The 18,252-nt window shown below is 44.9% G+C and carries 17 protein-coding genes; 8 read left to right on the plus strand and 9 right to left on the minus strand.

Going from position 1 to position 18,252, the window contains the following annotated elements:
• Positions 1–153: 153 nt before the first annotated feature.
• Genes pspC through pspA form a run of 3 tightly spaced genes read right to left on the minus strand, consistent with a single transcriptional unit; the run spans position 154 to position 1,455 of the window.
• The gene (gene pspC / locus UQW94_RS16805; protein WP_017634673.1) at positions 154–543 is read right to left on the minus strand and encodes an envelope stress response membrane protein PspC; all 390 of its coding nucleotides are present in this window, start codon (positions 541–543) and stop codon (positions 154–156) included.
• Positions 536–769, minus strand: a complete 234-nt coding sequence (gene pspB, locus UQW94_RS16810; RefSeq protein ID WP_005378117.1) for an envelope stress response membrane protein PspB — start codon at positions 767–769, stop codon at positions 536–538. The genes pspC and pspB overlap by 8 nt, the downstream gene beginning before the upstream one ends.
• A gap of 14 nt (positions 770–783) precedes the next feature.
• Entirely contained in the window at positions 784–1,455 is a 672-nt protein-coding gene (pspA, locus tag UQW94_RS16815) for a phage shock protein PspA (RefSeq protein WP_005378119.1), read from the minus strand.
• Between the two features lie 232 nt (positions 1,456–1,687).
• On the opposite strand from pspA, the gene pspF reads away from it, so the two are divergent.
• The 6 genes from pspF (at position 1,688) to UQW94_RS16845 (ending at position 8,139) form a co-directional block, all read left to right on the plus strand.
• Positions 1,688–2,695 (plus strand): phage shock protein operon transcriptional activator, encoded by a 1,008-nt coding sequence (gene pspF, locus UQW94_RS16820; protein WP_017820869.1) that lies wholly within the window; start codon positions 1,688–1,690, stop codon positions 2,693–2,695.
• 205 nt (positions 2,696–2,900) lie between these two features.
• On the plus strand, positions 2,901–4,520 hold the full coding sequence (gene sapA / locus UQW94_RS16825; protein ID WP_005378121.1) for an ABC transporter substrate-binding protein SapA: 1,620 nt from the start codon (positions 2,901–2,903) through the stop codon (positions 4,518–4,520).
• Positions 4,520–5,482: an ABC transporter permease gene (locus tag UQW94_RS16830; RefSeq protein WP_005378122.1), complete on the plus strand. Its 963-nt coding sequence runs from the start codon at positions 4,520–4,522 to the stop codon at positions 5,480–5,482. Before sapA ends, UQW94_RS16830 begins: the two co-directional genes overlap by 1 nt.
• A complete protein-coding gene (locus UQW94_RS16835; protein ID WP_005378123.1) occupies positions 5,469–6,356 on the plus strand; it encodes an ABC transporter permease subunit in 888 nt (295 codons plus the stop codon). Before UQW94_RS16830 ends, UQW94_RS16835 begins: the two co-directional genes overlap by 14 nt.
• Complete coding sequence (locus UQW94_RS16840; RefSeq protein ID WP_005378126.1) at positions 6,356–7,351, plus strand: oligopeptide/dipeptide ABC transporter ATP-binding protein; 996 nt, start codon at positions 6,356–6,358, stop codon at positions 7,349–7,351. The genes UQW94_RS16835 and UQW94_RS16840 overlap by 1 nt, the downstream gene beginning before the upstream one ends.
• The gene (locus UQW94_RS16845) at positions 7,348–8,139 is read left to right on the plus strand and encodes an ATP-binding cassette domain-containing protein (protein WP_005393308.1); all 792 of its coding nucleotides are present in this window, start codon (positions 7,348–7,350) and stop codon (positions 8,137–8,139) included. Before UQW94_RS16840 ends, UQW94_RS16845 begins: the two co-directional genes overlap by 4 nt.
• An 81-nt stretch (positions 8,140–8,220) precedes the next feature.
• Here the strand turns inward: UQW94_RS16845 and UQW94_RS16850 are convergent, their stop codons facing one another.
• Both UQW94_RS16850 and UQW94_RS16855 read right to left on the minus strand, forming a co-directional pair.
• Positions 8,221–8,610: a DUF2750 domain-containing protein gene (locus UQW94_RS16850; RefSeq protein WP_005378129.1), complete on the minus strand. Its 390-nt coding sequence runs from the start codon at positions 8,608–8,610 to the stop codon at positions 8,221–8,223.
• A 68-nt stretch (positions 8,611–8,678) separates the two neighbouring features.
• Positions 8,679–9,584: a manganese-dependent inorganic pyrophosphatase gene (locus UQW94_RS16855; protein ID WP_017634678.1), complete on the minus strand. Its 906-nt coding sequence runs from the start codon at positions 9,582–9,584 to the stop codon at positions 8,679–8,681.
• A 186-nt stretch (positions 9,585–9,770) separates the two neighbouring features.
• Between UQW94_RS16855 and UQW94_RS16860 the strand changes: the two genes are divergently transcribed.
• Positions 9,771–10,985 (plus strand): putative manganese transporter, encoded by a 1,215-nt coding sequence (locus UQW94_RS16860; RefSeq protein WP_017820871.1) that lies wholly within the window; start codon positions 9,771–9,773, stop codon positions 10,983–10,985.
• Positions 10,986–11,062: 77 nt separating this feature from the next.
• On the opposite strand, the gene UQW94_RS16865 is transcribed toward UQW94_RS16860, so the two are convergent.
• The 4 genes from UQW94_RS16865 to torE all read right to left on the minus strand — a co-directional run bounded on the left by UQW94_RS16865 (position 11,063) and on the right by torE (position 16,904).
• Complete coding sequence (locus tag UQW94_RS16865; protein WP_322142425.1) at positions 11,063–12,802, minus strand: glycoside hydrolase family 36 protein; 1,740 nt, start codon at positions 12,800–12,802, stop codon at positions 11,063–11,065.
• Between the two features lie 198 nt (positions 12,803–13,000).
• Complete coding sequence (gene torA / locus UQW94_RS16870) at positions 13,001–15,463, minus strand: trimethylamine-N-oxide reductase TorA (protein WP_005378138.1); 2,463 nt, start codon at positions 15,461–15,463, stop codon at positions 13,001–13,003.
• Between the two features lie 26 nt (positions 15,464–15,489).
• Positions 15,490–16,674 (minus strand): pentaheme c-type cytochrome TorC, encoded by a 1,185-nt coding sequence (gene torC / locus UQW94_RS16875; protein WP_005378139.1) that lies wholly within the window; start codon positions 16,672–16,674, stop codon positions 15,490–15,492.
• Between the two features lie 50 nt (positions 16,675–16,724).
• Positions 16,725–16,904 (minus strand): trimethylamine N-oxide reductase system protein TorE, encoded by a 180-nt coding sequence (torE, locus tag UQW94_RS16880; RefSeq protein WP_005378141.1) that lies wholly within the window; start codon positions 16,902–16,904, stop codon positions 16,725–16,727.
• Between the two features lie 462 nt (positions 16,905–17,366).
• Between torE and UQW94_RS16885 the strand changes: the two genes are divergently transcribed.
• Positions 17,367–18,179 (plus strand): ABC transporter permease, encoded by an 813-nt coding sequence (locus UQW94_RS16885; protein WP_017634681.1) that lies wholly within the window; start codon positions 17,367–17,369, stop codon positions 18,177–18,179.
• Positions 18,180–18,252: the final 73 nt, after the last annotated feature.

Raw genomic sequence — 18,252 nt, forward strand, 5'->3', positions numbered from 1 at the left:
TCCATAAAAATTGGGGGATTATTTTTAAAGTAGATGAATTTTGAACGAACTTCCAGAGCAGAAAAGATTAATAGTGCTTTAAAATTAGTAATTTGTGATAAAAAAGCAGGCTTTATGCCTGCTTCAGTTAAATCTTCTTTGGATACAAAATGCCTAAAGCTTACTGAATTCTCTGTTCACCCTATATGTATCAGACGTAACATAAGCTTCCATGTTACGAATTTTGCCATCAAGACGGTCAAAATCCCTTTCCAACACACTGAGCAGTTGATCAGGGCTTTGCCCTTTCTGCCAAGGCTTACTTTTGAGCGTATGCTCTTGCTGCGCTCTGATATTTTCAGAATACGTTACTGGTTGCTTTTCTAACATAAACGCCATCGCGACGTACGCTAACAATACCAAAAACGTACCACCTAACAGCGCTGCAGAAATCACTACAATACGAATCAACCAAACTTCTGCACCAAAGTAGTTGGCAATACCGGCGCAAACACCGGAGATTTTGCCATTTACTGGATCACGATACAGTTCTCGATTATTCATACTTGCGTCTCCATGTTGGTGACTCAGCATCCAAGATGCGCTCCAATGTATCAACTCGGGACTGCATCGCTTCTGCTTTTTCAGATAGTACCTGAAGGCGCTCTAAATCCTGGCTCGACAGTGCACTATCTGTTTTGCGTTTGCTGCGATAGTGTAAGAAGAGCCATAGTGGAGCGACAAAGATTAAAAAGACAATCACTGGTCCTGCTATAAAAAATGCCGACATAAATGGCTCCTTTCTTATTTATCTTTCGATGACATCTGTTCTTTCAGTTTTGCCAACTCTTTTTCAATTTCGTCTTGTGCCTGCAACTCTGCAAACTCTTGTTCTAGCGATTTAGCATTACCAGTTTGAGCATACAGGTCTGCTTCCGCTTCCATTTCATCCACTTTACGTGAGTACTGCTCAAATTTCGCCATCGCTTCATTAGTACGGCTAGTATGCAGGTGTTTTTGCACATCACGACGGTTAGATGCAGTTTGGTTACGAATTGCTAGAGCTTGCTGTTTGGCGCGCGTTTCAGCAATTTTGCTTTCCAACTTACCAATCTCGCCAGTAAGCTTATCGATCGTTTCTTCCACTAAGGTTTGCTCAGTGTGGAGGCCTTTAATCACTTGCTCTAGCTTTTGCTTTTCAATTAACGCTGCACGAGCTAGATCTTCACGCTCTTTAACTAATGCTAAGCTCGCTTTTTGGCCCCATTCGCCAATTTGCTCTTCTAACGTTTCAACCTTACGAGCCAACTCTTTCTTGTCTGCAATCGCTTTAGCCGAGTTAGTACGCACTTCAACAAGTGTGTCTTCCATTTCTTGAATGATAAGACGGATCATTTTTTCAGGATCTTCCGCCTTGTCCAGTAATGCACTGATGTTTGAGTTAACGATATCTGCAAATCGAGAAAAAATACCCATAACGGAACTCCTCTTTTTTCCTATTAAAACTCGACAAGGTGGTGATTAACCTTGTGTCTCCCTGAATATATAACAAGTAACGTGCCAACTTATAATTTTCTTATAAATCAGAGCGTTATTCATTTTGTTGTCGTTACACACTATTGTGCTATGATGTTTTTCACCAACTGTTGGTGAAATTTACCAACTCTATCTCTAAATCATGGCTCGGCTGTTAAATAAGAAGGACTTTATGAAGCAAAACCTGATTGGTGAATCACCTGCTTTTCTCGCTGTACTAGATAAAGTATCACAACTTGCACCCATTGAGCGCCCTGTCCTCATCATTGGTGAACGAGGTACGGGTAAAGAACTCATCGCTCAGCGTTTGCATTATTTATCAAGACGTTGGGATAAACCACTACTATCACTCAACTGTGCGACATTAAGCGAAGGGCTAATAGATTCCGAATTGTTTGGACATGAATCCGGCTCCTTCACGGGCTCTAAAGGTAAGCATAAAGGGCGTTTCGAGCGTGCCGAGGGCGGTACTTTGTTCCTTGACGAACTGGCAACCGCACCACTTTTAGTTCAAGAAAAGCTATTACGTGTCATTGAATATGGTGAATATGAGCGAGTTGGCGGTCATACCGCTCTCAATGCGGATGTTCGACTTGTTTGTGCAACCAATGCCGACCTACCAAAATTGGCAGAGCAAGGTGATTTTCGTGCAGATCTGCTCGACAGGCTAGCCTTCGATGTCATTATGTTACCGCCTCTTCGCGAGCGCAAAGAAGACATTCTCTCTTTAGCAGAGCACTACGCGATGAAAATGTGTCGTGAACTGCAACTGGAATACTTTGTCGGTTTTACCCCAAAAGCGCAGCAGTCGCTTATTGAATATGAATGGCCCGGTAACGTCCGCGAACTAAAAAACGTGATTGAACGTGCGATTTACCAACATGGTCTGAATGCTCACCCAATTGATGAACTGGTTTTCAATCCTTTTGAAACGGTTTGGCACAGCGCGCTTGGCCATAGTGCAAAACAAGCAGAACAACAAGAAGAGGAAGCATCAAGCAACACCATCCAATTCCCTCTAGACTATAAACAATGGCAAGAGGAACAAGATATCCATTTACTCAATCGTGCATTGGAAGAAGCCAAGTTTAATCAACGACAAGCAGCCGAGCTACTTGGCTTGAGCTATCACCAATTACGAGGGATGGTTAGAAAATATGGTTTGGTCGGACAAAGCTAACTTGACCGAGAGTACTCAATCAATACACGAGCTCGTGACTGCGCTCTAATTCGCATGCATTTATGGCATAACACCTTACAGTGTATGGATTTTATGTTTGGAGCGAGTTCACAAAGGTGATAAATTAGCGAGATCATTTTCGCTTGTTAGCTTTGAAAGAGTAAGATCAAACGAAACGAGCAAGATCCAATGAACATTTCATATTATGAATGCTTTTATAAGATTATCGCTGAGCCTTATTGGGATTAGCCTACTTACCGCTTGTGGCGATGAAATTGACCACAATGATATTCGCAAAGCTGGCTTTGTGTTTTGCGGACAGGGTAAGCCGACCACGTTTAACCCTCAGCTTATTGATAGCGGTATTACCGCAGAGGCTCTGAGCCCACAGCTGTACGATACGCTGCTCACGCTCGATCCTAAATCACATCAGCCCGTGGCAAGCATCGCCGAGAGTTGGTCAGTAAATGAATCAGGGACGGAATACACGTTTAAGCTTAAACGTGGTGTTCAATTCCAAACCACGCCTTGGTTCGCACCCACTCGCCCATTGAATGCAAAAGATGTGGTATTTAGCTTCAAGCGAATCATCGATGTAGACCATCCTTTTCACCAAGTAGGTGGTGGTTTTTATCCATGGTTTGCAGGGTTAGATTTTCAAAACCTACTCCAAGACGTGGTTGCAATAGATGAGCATACGGTAAGGTTTACGTTATCTCAGCCAAACTTTTCTTTCTTGGCCAATATTGCCACCAGCCATGCGGTTATCTTGTCTGCGGAGTACGGACAGCAATTGGCAGCAAAAGATCATAAAGAAGAAATCGACCAACTTCCTATCGGTACCGGCCCTTATCAATTAAAAGAGTACCAAGTGAACGACTTGATTCGATTAGAGCGTCATTCTAATTACTGGAAGTCACCAGCAAAAATGGAACAAGTGGTGTTCGATATCTCTCACAGAGGGACGGGTACATTAGCTAAACTTTTAAGAAACGAGTGTGACGTACTCTCTTCACCTATTTCGAGCCAAATACCTGTCATTCAAGAAAATGACAACCTTGAGCTGACGGCTACACCAGCTAACAACGTTTCCTTTATTGCGATAAACACAGAAACCACCGCGCTGAGTGATGCTCGAGTTCGCCAAGCACTTAACTTAGCGATCAACCGTCAAAATATTTTAGATTCGGTTTACTACGGAACTGGCTCCCAAGCTTATACTTTGCTACCACCTAATTCATGGGCTTATCAAAAAGACAGCGTAAAAATTCGTTATGACCGGAATTATGCATTGGCACTACTTCGAGATGCAGGCTACGAAGACGGCCTAGAATTGACCATGTGGGTACCACTTGAACCACGTGCTTTTAACCCAAGCCCTCGTAAGACTGCGGAGTTAATCCAAGCGAATTTTGCCGATATTGGGGTTAAATTAACGCTACTGACCGATGATAGGTTTGAACGTGTGGATTTGGAGAACATCAACGATATCGATTTACTTTTAACAGGTTGGATTGGTGATACCGGGGATCCTGACAACTTTTTCCGCCCTTTATTATCTTGCGAGTCTGACCGCGTTGGCCTTAACGTGTCCATGTGGTGTAACGATGACTTCGATTTCTTGCTCGATTTGGCGTTAGAAACTCAAGAACCGCGTTACCGTTTGAACCTATATCGCCAAGCACAGAACATTTTGAATCAAGAGTTCCCGGTTATTCCTCTGGCGCATGGCGTGCAGTTCCGTGTGCACGACAAATCGCTGACAGGCTTCAAATCAAGCCCTTTCAATGCCCAACCGTTTGATAGAGTTGAGAGAATTCACTGATGTTTTGGTATACCGTTCGACGCTTTAACCTATTTATCATCACTTTGATGATCCTTACATTAGTAGGTTTTTCTCTGCTTCGCCTTGACCCTCTCTCGCACTGGGCAAACGTTGATTTTTGGTCTGGCTGGCAAACTTACTTAATCAACCTTTCTCAACTCGATTTTGGCATAAGTAAAAACGGCAATGCGATTTACGACGAGCTCGCCGTTGTATTCCCAGCCACTTTGGAATTGTGTTTCTTTGCCTTTTTGGTGTCCCTTTTGATCGGCATTCCACTTGGAACCGTGGCTGGGATGAAGCAAGGTAAATGGCTCGATACCAGCATTTCATTCATGTCGATGTCTGGTTATTCCGCCCCAATTTTTTGGGTGGCTTTGTTACTTATCATGGTTTTTTCATTAGAGTACCAACTCTTTCCCGTGGCAGGACGATATGACCTGCTTTACGAAATTGATCATGTAACCGGATTTGCCATTATCGACGCATTCATGGCGAAAGGTGAATACCGCGCTCACGCACTGCAAAGCGTCATTGAGCATATGGTGCTGCCATGTTTGGTGCTTGCTTTGGCTCCAACCACCCAGGTTGTCGGACTAATGCGCTCCTCGGTAGCGGAAGTGATGAGCCAAAACTACATCCGTGCAGCGAGAATCAAAGGTCTTTCTAACCGCGAAATCGTAACTCAACATGTATTGCGGAATGCGATACCGCCTATCATTCCCAAAGTTGGTGTTCAACTTTCGAGTATGATTACCTTAGCTATCATCACGGAGTCTATTTTTAACTGGCCAGGTATTGGTCGTTGGCTTTTAGATGCGCTAGCAAGCCAAGACTATGCATCTATCCAAGCTGGCGTGATGGTACTTGCGACTTTGGTTCTTACCGCTAACATACTCTCGGATTTGATTGGCGCGATGATTAACCCTTTAGTTCGAAAGGAATGGTATGCTAACAAATAACGTTTATCAGGAAGAGCGCATTCCAACACAGTTTGAGCGTTTTTGGCGAAGCTACCGCGCCAACGGACTAGCCATGTTTGGCTTGTGGTGCTTGGTGTTTATCGTCCTTATTACCATTTTTGCCCCCCTACTTGCACCATTTGACGCCCAAGCACAGTCAGGTGAGTTGCTTGTGCCGCCATCATGGGCCCCAGCAGGAACGGTTGATTACTTTTTGGGGACCGATGACTTAGGTAGAGATATTCTTTCGCGCCTGATTATGGGCTCTCAGCTGACATTTGGCGCTGCTGTCGCCATCACCGCAATTGCTGCCGTTGTAGGCTGTTTAATTGGCGTATTGGCAGGTATGACGAAAGGCTTACTGTCGAGTACTCTCAACCACTTGCTCGATACCGTCATGTCGATCCCGTCGCTCTTATTAGCAATCATTTTTGTGGCATTTCTAGGCTTTGGTGGGTTCAATATTTTACTCGCAATCTGCTTGGCTTTGATTCCGCGTTTTATTCGCTCCGTTTATATCGCAGTCCACACCGAAGTTGAAAAAGACTACATAATGGCAGCACGCCTTGATGGCGCTAATGATTTCTACTTACTGTGGAGTTCAATTCTTCCTAACATTCTGACGGTCATTGCCGCTGAAATCACACTCGCGCTCTCTGCTGCGATTTTAGATATTACGGCACTGGGTTTTCTTGGCCTAGGCGCACAGGCCCCAAGCACCGAGTGGGGAGCAATATTAGGTGACTCTGTCGAGCTTATTTATATTGCACCTTGGACAGTGACCCTACCCGGCCTGACCATCATGTTTACTGTTATTACCCTAAACTTAGTAGGTGAAGGTGTACGTCAAGCGCTTAATGCGGGGATCGAATAATGCCGTTGTTAGATATTCGACATTTGACCATTGAGATCGAAACACCTCAAGGGTTGGTCAAAGCCGTTGACCGAATGAGCCTAACTTTGAACGAAGGCGAAATTCGTGGTCTTGTAGGTGAGTCTGGTTCAGGGAAAAGCTTAGTTGCAAAAGCGATTGTCGGGGTAAGTAAAGATAACTGGCGCATCACCGCAGACCGTATGCGCCTTGGCAATATTGACTTGCTTCAGCTTACACCAAAAGAGCGTCGGCGCGTCATTGCTCGTGATATTGCGATGATTTTCCAAGAACCTTCAACTTGTCTTGACCCTTCAGAGGAAGTCGGGCGTCAATTGATTGAATCCATTCCATCTCGCGCATTTGAAGGGAAATGGTGGGAGCGATTTAAATGGCGTAAAAAACAGGCCATCGCGCTTTTGCATAAAGTGGGTATTAAAGATCACAAGCGTTTAATGGGTAGCTACCCTTATGAACTGACTGATGGTGAGTGTCAAAAAGTCATGATTGCCATGGCGATAGCGACCAAACCAAAGTTGCTGATCGCAGATGAGCCAACCAACGACTTAGACCCGATTACCCAATCGCAAATTTTGCGTCTGTTGAGCCGCATGAACCAACTTAATAACACAACCATTCTGCTTATCGGCCACGACTTAGCGACCATAACACAGTGGGCAGGACGTATTACGGTAATGTATTGTGGTCAGTCGGTAGAGTCTGCCGATACCAGTAAAATCATTGCGGCACCCAAGCACCCGTATACAGATGCCTTGCTTAAAGCGATGCCAGACTTTAATGATTGGGTACCACACAAGCAAAAACTCCAATCCCTACCGGGCTCGATTCCGCCATTGCAGCATCTGCCTATCGGTTGTCGCCTCGGACCACGTTGCCCATATGCGCAGAAACAATGTGTAGAAATTCCACACACCAGACGAATTAAGAATCATAAATTTAACTGCCACTTTCCATTGAACACGGAGAAAAAGTCATGAGTGCGTTACTTGAAGTCGATAATTTATCGAAGCAATTTGTTACGCGCTCCCGTCTGTTCAAACGTCAGGTTAATGAGGCAGTTAAACCGGTAAGCTTTACTTTAGAGCCAGGACAAACTATTGGTTTTATTGGTCAAAACGGGTCAGGAAAATCCACACTAGCTCGTATGCTTGCTGGCGTTGTTGAACCAAGCTCCGGAGAGATCCGTGTGAATGGCGAACGATTGGAGCACAAAGATTACGCGACACGCTGCAAGCTCATCCGCATGATTTTCCAAGATCCAAACACATCGTTAAACCCACGAATCCAGATTGGTCGTATTTTAGAAGGTCCGCTAAAGCGAAATACCAACATGCCGCCAGATGCGCGCATGCAGCGTGTAAAGAACACCCTACTCCGCGTAGGATTGCTGCCTGAGCACGCCTATTTTTATCCACAAATGCTAGCTGCCGGTCAAAAACAGCGCGTGTGTTTGGCTCGTGCACTTATTCTTCAACCTTCCATCATTGTCGCTGATGAGGCGTTAAACGGTTTGGATATGGCAATGCGCTCGCAGATCATTAACTTATTCCTCGAGTTGCAAGAAGAGATGGGATTGTCATTTGTGTACGTGTCTCAGCACATTGGCATTGTTAAGCATATTACTGATAAAGTGATGGTGATGCATGAAGGTGAAGTGGTCGAGTTTGGCGAGACCAACCAAGTACTGACTCATCCCGAGCATCCTATTACTCAACGACTAGTCGAAAGCCACTTTTATAAAGCGCCAAGCCATCAAACAAAATAGTTATCAAAGATGTAATCGTGCAAATGTAAAGAAGCCTGCTTTAACGCAGGCTTCTTTATTGCATGGGTACTAATCAAAAAACTAACGGCGGCTCGCTTGTTTGCGCAGTTCAAAATCAAACTCGTCAGGAAACAATACGACCCCTTCTTCATTTTGATTTGGGAATACAACAATCGATAGCTCGTCATCCTCTAGACCAGAGGTCCAACGGCTGTGCCACTTGTTTAAAGAGATCGCCTCAGGCTCGCAATCTTCCCAATCACCATTCGCCCATTGCAAAGCGAACTCTTCGTTTGGCCATACTGGTACACAATCATCATCTTCTGTATTTAACATGACACAGCCATGTTCGTCTTTCAGAATCCAAACCTTACGATTCGCCACAATCTCTTTTACGCAGTACTTTAAACGTTGCTCTTCGTTGTAGCGATTAATGGTATCCATCTGCTCTTGGGTCAGTTGCTCAGACATATTCGTCTCCTATTTCCCATAGAAAAATGCCCGCAGCTAGGCGGGCATTTAAAGTATATGCTAGAAAATTAAGCTAGCTCAGTTTGAAGCCAAGGCCAACCTTGCTTCTTACGGCTTAGCGTGTTTTCCATCATTAGCATGCCGTCTTTTTCGTGCTTAACAAGCTTCTCAGCCCACTCACCTTTGTATAGAAGACGAGTTTGAGCAGTCGTGATGTCTGTTAGCATTACAGCAGCGAACGCTAGGTTATCTTTCTCACAACGAGATTCTAGGTCTGCTTCTAGTGCTTCGATCATACCGTCAACTTGCTCAAGAGTTGCAAGTTCAACTTGACCAACCACTACGTCACGACCGTTGAATGGGTAACCTTTAAGGTCTTTCTCAACAAGCTCAGCCGCTGATAGACCTTCGATGTTTGTTTTAGCAATTAGAAGATCTTTAGTGAACGCGTCAACATCTTGTACGTCTGCGATTGCCGCTAGTTCAGCAACGGCATCTTTGTCTTTTTGTGTACAAGTTGGAGAAGCAAAACCTACTGTGTCAGATAGAATTGCTGACATCATTAGCTTAGCAATTTGTGGAGTAATCGCGTGACCTTCAATCTTGAACATGTTGAATAGAACAGTGTTGGTACAACCAACAGGCCAGATCCATGCTTCCATTGGGTTTACTGTCATCACGTCACCTAGACGGTGGTGGTCAACAATACCCGCAATTTCAGCTTCTGCGATATCGTCTGGTGCTTGTGCTAGATCTGAGTAATCTACTAGCCAAACGGTCTCACCCGCAACTGATGTGCGAAGCTCAGGAACTTCAGCGCCAGCAACTTCTAGGATGTGCTGAGTTTCACGGTTGATTTCGCCTTGGCGAATTGGCATAGCTTCAACGCCACGCGCTTTTAGAAGTTCAGTTGCAACGAGTGCACTACAAATACTGTCACTGTCTGGGTTCTTATGACCTACAACTAGAATCATGTTTCTTCCTATTCAAGTCAATTTTATACGCCGCCTAATACAGTTAATTAGGGCGTGTTTGCTCACAAAGGCCGATACTTTACCTGATTTCAGAGAGTTTGACACGAAGAAAAGTTCACAATGCTATTGCGAATAAATCTCATTTACATATAATGATAATTATTCCTATTTGCATTTGAGTAAACGATGAACGCGACCCAATTATTACACTCTGCACAACAGTTGTTTCAGCCTACTCAGTTTCGTTTAGCTTATAAGCGATTGCTGATCCCTATCGTCATGCTCATTTTGCTAGGCAATGAAAATACACGTGACGTAGCCGTACAGACGCTATCCGACTCATTCTGGGCGGTGTCATGCTATGTTGCTGCCACATTGGCTATTTATCATTATCTTTCAAACTTTATGTCGAAAACCAATCGAATTACCGAGCTATATCATCGCTCGCGTAATCATCAGGTTTTCTTTGCTTCTTTGTTGGGTGCTTTGCCTGGCTGTGGTGGCGCTATTGTTGTGACAACGCAATTTATTAGTGGCCGAGTAGGATTTGGTGCGATTGTCGCGGTACTTACTTCAACAATGGGTGACGCTGCCTTTTTACTTCTGGCCGCCAAACCAAGTGTTGGATTAGGCGTGGTTGGATTAGGCATTATCGTGGGTACTCTTTCAGGGTTAGTCGTTAATGCTTTTCATGCTGATAACTTTCTGCGACCAGAACCAAAAGAAGCACCTCAGACACATGCTTGTTGCCAACACCAGACAGACCGACACACACCCCTTGAACAACGTGCAATCAATCTACAAGGCGCATTTTGGAAATGGCTTATTGTGCCTGCTAGTGTCGTTGCTGTGTTAATGTCTTTCCAAATCGATATTAATCAGCTGTTGTCTTTGCAGGCCAATACCATTGAATGGCTGGGCGCTATCTTCGCGGTGATCACAATGTCGTTGTGGGCTATGACAAAAGAGCTCGGCGATTATCAGTCAACGGTCTCTGAAGATGAAAAAATCGTGGACTCACACCCGATTCAAAAAGCAGCACAAGATACGAATTTCGTCAGTGCTTGGGTGATCGTGGCGTTTCTGGCGTTTGAACTGACGACCTATTTTTCTGGACTCGACCTTGTAGAAACCTTTTCTCATTGGGGAATTTGGATGCCATTAGCTGGCCTAGCCATTGGTATGTTGCCTGGTTGTGGACCGCAAATTTTAGTCACTAGCCTATACATTTCTGGTGCAGCGCCACTTTCTGCGCAACTGGCCAATGCGATTTCTAACGATGGTGACGCCCTATTCCCCGCTATTGCAATGGCACCGAAAGCTGCTTTGGTCGCGACTATTTACTCGTCCATTCCTGCGTTTATTGTTGGATACGGGTATTACTTTTTATTCGAGTTCTAACGCCCAGAGCATCAAAACGAGAAAGGAGCCGCAATAGGCTCCTTTCTTGATCTTGGTATTGGGCGATTTACTTCACGTTATGCTGTAACGATCGCTTTCGCATTGAGCCCTTTATCCACGCTCACCATTAACAACTGGCAAGGTTCTTGGTTTAGCTTTTCCCCTGTCCAGTAATCATACCAGTCCACCGGTTGATCAGACGTCAGCGTAAATTCCATCGCTCCGTAACTCGCATAATTAAACAAACAATGGAGGTCATTCTTCGTCGTTAGTTTTAAAAACGCGTGATTTAAACTCAAAGCGGTAAACTTTGCAGATTGCTGGTTACGTTGTTGACGTAACATGAGCTTAGACAGTGTCTTCTTAGCAAACGGCGTAATCTCAGGGAGCGGGTCACCAGACAGCAGCAAACCACCACTCGCTAATAACACCGTGCGATGAAATTCATACTCTTCTCTGGATGCAGATTGATTAGCTAATGAAGTGAACGTGGCGCAATCCGGGTCAATTTGCCACAATTTTCGATGCTGCCAACTACGGTAAAAGGTTTCTTTGGCTATCTGTTCGAATCGACGACTATGACGCTCTACATCGTCAGAAACACGCATTGCATCCACAAGCCCCAGAGATGGCCACATTGGCGCGTTGCAACCTAAAAGCCACGCATCACCAGCGCCTTTGGCAATCGCTTCCATTCCTAAGCGATACGCCTCAACGCCTGTAATACCAGATTGTTTACGAACACCTTTTAAGGTGCCCCAATAGTTCGCGTCTAGCTTGAACAACTCAACGCCCCACTCTTGTCTCATGACAGAGACTACATGCGTCAGATGGTCTTGCACTTCTGGGTTTGAGGTATCGAGTATGTACCAAGGCGTGCATCGCCAACCACCGTATGTGACATCTTCTGCTTTAAGTAAGCCACCACCCTTGTGGCGAACAAACCAATCTGGATGCTGTTTGAAGATCTCCGACTCAGGCTGTGCAATGAAAGGCGCCATCCAAATTGCCGGCTTTTTTCCTTTTGCACGGATGTTATGAATGAGCTCTTTTACGCCACCAGAAAACTTATCTGATGGGGTTAACCAATCGCCCATAAAGGCTTGATAGCCATCATCCAGAAGTACCCACTCTAGGTCTTCGAGCTTATCTTGCATACAATCTACGTTCTGCATGATGTTTTGTTCTGTCACGTCTGCGTAGTACGCGTACCACGAACACCAACCAACAGGCGCATCTTGTGTCACACCTTGGCGAACAGGATGATGCTCTGCAATCATCTCGCCATAGGTTTGATAAAGCTCGGACAGTGATTGACCGCAGAGTACCGCCACGGACTCAAGTTGATTACTTTCCCAATCCGCCACTTGAGTCAACTCACCATCAATTGCGGCTGATAAAACCCAATGCTCATCACGCAGCACAACATCAAAATAGCCTGCAAAGCGATGACATGATGTGAAGCCAAATAATGTGTAGCCCGCTGAACCTTCCACCACTAAATAGTTGTAATAACGCTTAGGGGCATCTTTAGGGTAGATTCGATAAGAAGGATTATTGTCTGGGCAGCGACCAATATCAACGGGGTGATTGATCGTTCCCGCCGTTTGCGCCAACATTTGAAAACCATCCCCAATTACGTTGGCCTCGTGCTCGTACAAAAACGGCATTTCGAATAACACTTCACGGTCCGTAAAGGTTTTATTGTGAAGACCAGCAAAAGAAAAATGTAATTGATTACCCTCAACTTCAACTTGGAAGTCATTGTTATTCACAGTGATCTCAGTGTGATTTGCTAATTGAATGCTCTGAGCCATAAAGAGTCTACTCACTTAATTATTATTGTTTAGCTTGGCGCATTATCTCCTGCTTGTCTCACCCAATTCGTTACCATCATCACGAATACCAGTCTCGTTTAACGTTATGAAGTTACTATTGAGACAACGCTCACTGAAATTTTGATAAAAAAATACCAGCCCTGAGGCTGGTATTTGGATTTATGCAAACTGCACTAATTAAGCAACTTCGATCGGACCACCAAATGAAGTGACTGGCGGCACTTTACCTGTGAACTTCTCGAAGTCTACGATACATGTGTTCGCAGAAGTCGCCTGTGCAAGCTCAGAAGAACCGATGTCTTGCGTTAGCGTGTTAGGATCACCGTAGGTACAGATTGCGCCTTCTTTCTCGTTTAGAGGACCGTACCACGCACCTTCTTCGATACGAATAACGCCACGTGGGTAGCTGTCAGTCAAAACAGCACCAGCTAATAGCTGACCACGACCGTTGAATACACGTACCAAATCACCATCTTTGATGCCTTTTGCTTTGGCATCCGCTGGGTTGATGTAAACCGGCTCACGACCTTGTACCGCGTAAGTCGCGCGGAACTCTTCAGACTCACACATTTGAGAGTGCAGACGCTTATCAGGGTGGCAAGACTGCAACCAGAATGGGTATTTATCTGAACCAGGACCACCGTGTGAACGCTCTGATTTTTCGAACCACATTGGGTGCTCTTGACAGTGTTCGTAACCGTAACGGCCGATCTTACGAGACGTGATCTCGATGAAGCCAGACGGCGTACCTAGTGGATTCAGCTCAGGGTCTTTACGGAAGTCCGCATGACGAACCCAAGGTTTACCTTCACCGAAGTCTAGTACGCTCTTCTCCCAGAACTCGTTGAATTCTGGCATTTCAAACTTACCTTCGTTCGCTTTTTTACAATCGTTGTAAAGGCTTTCGATCCATTCCATCTCGCTCATACCACGAGTGTATTCTTCGCGGCGACCAAAACGCTGAGTGAGTTCACTCATGATTTGGAAGTCAGGCTTAGATTGGAACAATGGATCAACGAGGCGATGCATCGCAATCAGACCTTTGTTCGAGTATGAACCGTATACGTCGATGTCGTTACGTTCCCATTGCGTACACGCCGGTAGAACGATATCTGAGAAACGACATGTCGCAGTCCAAGCAAACTCGATCGTTACAACCGTTTGAAGCTTGCGGAACGCTTTCTTCATGCGGTTACGATCTTGATGGTGGTGCCATGGGTTACAACCCGAGATAACCATCATCTTGAAGTCTGGCAGTTTCACTTTACCGCCGTTGTAGTTGATCTCTTTGCCAGGCTCTAGCAGACAGTCGATCCAACGTGCAACAGGGATAGTACGACTGTAACCGTTAAAGTCGTTGTTGTCCCACTTAGGTTTCATACCTTGGTCAAGGTTACGAGGGAAACCACCAGGACCCGCGAAACCAGTAGAAGGCACACCGATACTTGAGTAGTGGTGACCGTAAGAGATACCACCGCCAGGTAGACCGATTTGACCAACCATTGCAGCAACCACAGCCGCTGCCCAGTATGGCTGCTCACCGTGCTCTTGACGCTGGATACACCAACCCATCAGGATCTGTGTACGACCGCTGACTAGCATGCGTGCGAATTCACGGATCTTGTCCGCTTTCACGCCACAAATCGCCGCTGCCCATTCAGGCGTCTTCTCTACTTTGTCTTTTGTCTTACCTTGAACGTATTGAATGAACTCTTCAAAGCCTAGACAGTAAGTATCAATGAATTTCTTATCGTACAGGTTTTCGTTGTACAACACGTGTGCCACAGCGAGCATGAACGCTACGTCTGTCAGCGGGTTGATGTACAAGTGATCGTTCTCTAAGTAGCGCTGAGTTTTGTTCTTCACTGGGTCTACAGATAGAACGTTGATCTCACCTTTCGCCACTTTTTCTTTTAGTTGTGCAAGGTACTTAAACGACTCATGCGTTTCACAGTTCCAACCTACTTGAAGGTTTTTCACTGGGTCGTTAGCCCAAAGAACGATGTTGTCAGAGTTTTCTAGGATCTCAGACCAAGACGTACCTTGTGCGTACACTTCGGTTGAACCTAGCACGTACGGCATAATGGTTTGACCTGCACCCGTCGAGTAGTCACCTACTTTCGTGATGAAGTTGCCGTGCATACCTACTGCACGTTGCATGTGCGCTGTACAGTTGTTAAATGAACCCGTTTGGTTCCAACCTGTTTGACCTGCATGCAGCGCCCATGGGCCGTAGTCTTTTTGAATACGTTCTAGCTCACGGTAGAACAAGTCTAGCGCTTCATCCCAAGTTACTCGGATGAAACGGTTGTTACCGCGAGTATCTGCGCTGTATTTATGTTTCTTCAACCAATCTAGACGAACCATTGGGTAACGAACACGTGAAGGGCTGTAGATAATACCCTTAATGCCGTTCAACATTTCTGTTGGGTTTTTGTCTAGCTCTAGCGGCTTGATCTCTTGAACTTTACCCGCGTAGATGTGGGCGCGGAACGCGCCCCAGTGAGAACCGGTTACTTTCCAAGTACCTGTCGTCTCAACGGCATTTGCAGAGGCGGACGCCAATAAGCTAGGACCAATTACTGACGCTGCACTTGTGGTTGCTACACCTTTAAGAAAACTTCTTCGTGTAATAGCCATTTAAAATTACTCCAATCCGACGCTTATTAGTGGTGACCTTCAGCATAATCTGAAGAGTGTTTCTGTAGATACTTCAAGATCAGTGCTTCACTGTCTGTATCTAGGTTAACGAACGCCAACATACCGTCGAACATACCTGGCCAGGTGTTCGCGTCGAAGTGCGCTTCCGCAGGTTGAGTGTGACATACAGAACAATTGGTCTTGTAGGCTTCACGAGATTTTTCCCAAACAGGATTGATGTCGTTCAGCATAGACTCTTTCTTAATCCATACTTTCGCCGCTACTTTTTCCCAAGGAAGGCCTGTTAACTCATCCACTTTTTTCTCACCAGTCGTCACAATGTTGCTGTCTGTTGCTGCTTCTTTCATCAGAGACGCAGTCGCAATGTTCTTACCGAAGTCTTCTTGAATTACACGACCAAAACCTTTTGCTTTGCGCCAACCGTCAATTTCGATCTCAACAAACTCGCCTTTGTCTTCAAGAACTTTAACGGTCGATGCAGGATTAAGAAGACCAGCTTCTTTACTGCCTTGCGCATCAAAGTAAATTGGTAGGTGACGAACGCTCACGAGTTGCTGACCAACGCCGTAATCCGTGTTAGAAGTCATACCCTCTAGATCACCCACGATACCGCCAATGCTGTCCATGCCTGCTGGTAGGTTGTGCGCAATACCCTTGTGACAGTCAACACAGCTTTGATCTTTCTCAGCGGCTTGCTTCATTTGGATACGAGCGGTTGGAGACATTTGCTCGAAATCCATCGATTCGTAGTTGTGACAGTTTTTACACTCCAGAGATTTGTTTGCCGAGAAACGATCCCATTCGTGTTTAGCAAGTTCGATACGACGCTCTTCGAACACACCCGGTTCGTCGTAGTTGCCAAATACTTGTGCAAATACTTCTTTAGAAGCTTGCATCTTACGAGCGATCTTATCTGTCCAGTTATGTGGAACGTGACAATCAGGACAGGTAGCACGAACACCAGAGTGGTTTTTCCAGTGCACCGTTTCTTGTAGCTCAACGTACACGTTGTCACGCATTGTGTGACAACTAATACAGAATTCTTCTGTGTTGGTTGCTTCTAGAGCGGTGTTAAAGCCACCCCAAAAGATAACACCAGCAATAAAGCCGCCCATAGTCAGCACACCTAGGCTGATATGTACAGCTGGGCGCGTCATGGTACGCCACAGTTTAATGATTAATGATTTCATTATTTGCTCTCTTAAAATCTTTTCAAAAGTGTGGTTATGAGCTCACTGGCTTACATGCCGTGCGCGCCTGGAGGTCCAAAGAAGAAGACTTGCAACATCCAAACGATGAACCCGTAGCCGCCAACAAAGGCCACACTCAGAATTGGGAAGAGAACAACTGCAATGAAGAGGAACGACTTCCACTCCAGGGAGCGTTTTTCACCACTCTCAATTTTATTAACATCACTCATACATTTGCCTATTTTGTATCTAGTGTTATTGAAAAGCCCGCGTAACCAAGCTTAAGTTTTTTACAAACTCTAATGGAAAATGTTAGACCATACTAATAGTAGGGTTCAATCAAATAAGCGACCTCAGACCTTGTAATTCAACACTTTTTTGAGCTCATCCAGAGATATGATGGATTGATGTTATTTATTAAAAAACATGAACAGATGTGACAAAATAAGTCTTTTAAGGAGTTGTTAAATAACCAACATTTAAGAAACATCGATCACATTTAAATCGTAATTACCATGCCATAAATCGACTTAAAAACTCCGAAAAAGATAACCGTTTGTAAACAAAATGCTGCGTATTAATGTCGAAAATAGCACTCAAGATTTACTTTAAGAACAGCAAAAAGTGCACGTAGTGGTTCATATAAAGGGGAGGCTTAGATACAATTATTCGCGTATTTTCAAGGAGCGATTATGGACAACGTGGTGGATATAAGCTGGGTCAAACTGGCACTGTTTGGTTTGATTTTATTGGTCCCCTTCTTTATCAATGCCCGCTACAAATTAGGGATAGCAAAAGACACCATAATCAGTGTTATCCGAATGACACTTCAGCTCATATTGATTGGCGTGTATTTAGAATATCTTTTTCAATTAAACAGCTTACTTGTCAATATACTTTGGCTTGCCATCATGCTACTGATTGGTGCCAGCTCAATTGCGGGAAAAGCTCACTTACCTAAAAAGCCACTTATGCTTCCGCTACTAACGGGCCTTACCTGTGGTCTAATACCACTTCTGATAGCAATTACAGCAGGCTTAGTGCAACCATCCCCTATTTACAATGCGCAGTACATGATCCCACTTGCTGGTATGTTATTGGGTAACAGCTTGAGTAGTAATATCATCGCTCTTCAGAATTTGTTTACGGCTTTTGAGCAGAGACAAGCAGAATATGAGGCTGCAATCTCACTTGGAGCCTCTCCTCGCTACGCATCCTTCCCCTTCATTCAGGAGGCTCTTAGAAAGTCCCTCGCCCCAACTTTAGCTTCTATGGCCACTACAGGGCTGGTTACCTTACCTGGTATGATGACCGGTCAAATTCTAGGTGGCGCGAGCCCGATGGTTGCGATTAAATATCAGTTAGTAATTATGCTGGCTATTTTCGTCATGTTGAGTGCCTCCGTAACCATAACGTTAGAAATGACATTGCGCTGGGTACAAACCAAAGAAGGCCGAATCAAGATAAAAATCGAGCAACCCGAATCGACCAAAACTCATGGTTAGCTGGCGCTTGTGGGTAAAGACCGTTAAACAACTTATATTGCCAAGTCGAACGTACTTTTAACTGAATAACTCA

Source organism: Vibrio sp. PBL-C16 (assembly GCF_034321865.1).
Taxonomy (GTDB): Bacteria; Pseudomonadota; Gammaproteobacteria; order Enterobacterales; family Vibrionaceae; genus Vibrio; species Vibrio alginolyticus.

Bases quoted from the DNA above. Each gene is read 5' to 3' on its own strand.
- UQW94_RS16835 (WP_005378123.1), top strand. From the start codon at position 5,469: ATGCTAACAAATAACGTTTATCAGGAAGAGCGCATTCCAACACAGTTT.
- pspB (WP_005378117.1), bottom strand. From the start codon at position 769: ATGTCGGCATTTTTTATAGCAGGACCAGTGATTGTCTTTTTAATCTTT.
- torA (WP_005378138.1), bottom strand. From the start codon at position 15,463: ATGGCTATTACACGAAGAAGTTTTCTTAAAGGTGTAGCAACCACAAGT.
- UQW94_RS16845 (WP_005393308.1), top strand. From the start codon at position 7,348: ATGAGTGCGTTACTTGAAGTCGATAATTTATCGAAGCAATTTGTTACG.
- UQW94_RS16860 (WP_017820871.1), top strand. From the start codon at position 9,771: ATGAACGCGACCCAATTATTACACTCTGCACAACAGTTGTTTCAGCCT.
- sapA (WP_005378121.1), top strand. From the start codon at position 2,901: ATGAATGCTTTTATAAGATTATCGCTGAGCCTTATTGGGATTAGCCTA.
- UQW94_RS16840 (WP_005378126.1), top strand. From the start codon at position 6,356: ATGCCGTTGTTAGATATTCGACATTTGACCATTGAGATCGAAACACCT.
- pspC (WP_017634673.1), bottom strand. From the start codon at position 543: ATGAATAATCGAGAACTGTATCGTGATCCAGTAAATGGCAAAATCTCC.
- UQW94_RS16865 (WP_322142425.1), bottom strand. From the start codon at position 12,802: ATGGCTCAGAGCATTCAATTAGCAAATCACACTGAGATCACTGTGAAT.
- pspA (WP_005378119.1), bottom strand. From the start codon at position 1,455: ATGGGTATTTTTTCTCGATTTGCAGATATCGTTAACTCAAACATCAGT.
- UQW94_RS16850 (WP_005378129.1), bottom strand. From the start codon at position 8,610: ATGTCTGAGCAACTGACCCAAGAGCAGATGGATACCATTAATCGCTAC.
- pspF (WP_017820869.1), top strand. From the start codon at position 1,688: ATGAAGCAAAACCTGATTGGTGAATCACCTGCTTTTCTCGCTGTACTA.
- UQW94_RS16885 (WP_017634681.1), top strand. From the start codon at position 17,367: ATGGACAACGTGGTGGATATAAGCTGGGTCAAACTGGCACTGTTTGGT.
- torE (WP_005378141.1), bottom strand. From the start codon at position 16,904: ATGAGTGATGTTAATAAAATTGAGAGTGGTGAAAAACGCTCCCTGGAG.
- torC (WP_005378139.1), bottom strand. From the start codon at position 16,674: ATGAAATCATTAATCATTAAACTGTGGCGTACCATGACGCGCCCAGCT.
- UQW94_RS16855 (WP_017634678.1), bottom strand. From the start codon at position 9,584: ATGATTCTAGTTGTAGGTCATAAGAACCCAGACAGTGACAGTATTTGT.
- UQW94_RS16830 (WP_005378122.1), top strand. From the start codon at position 4,520: ATGTTTTGGTATACCGTTCGACGCTTTAACCTATTTATCATCACTTTG.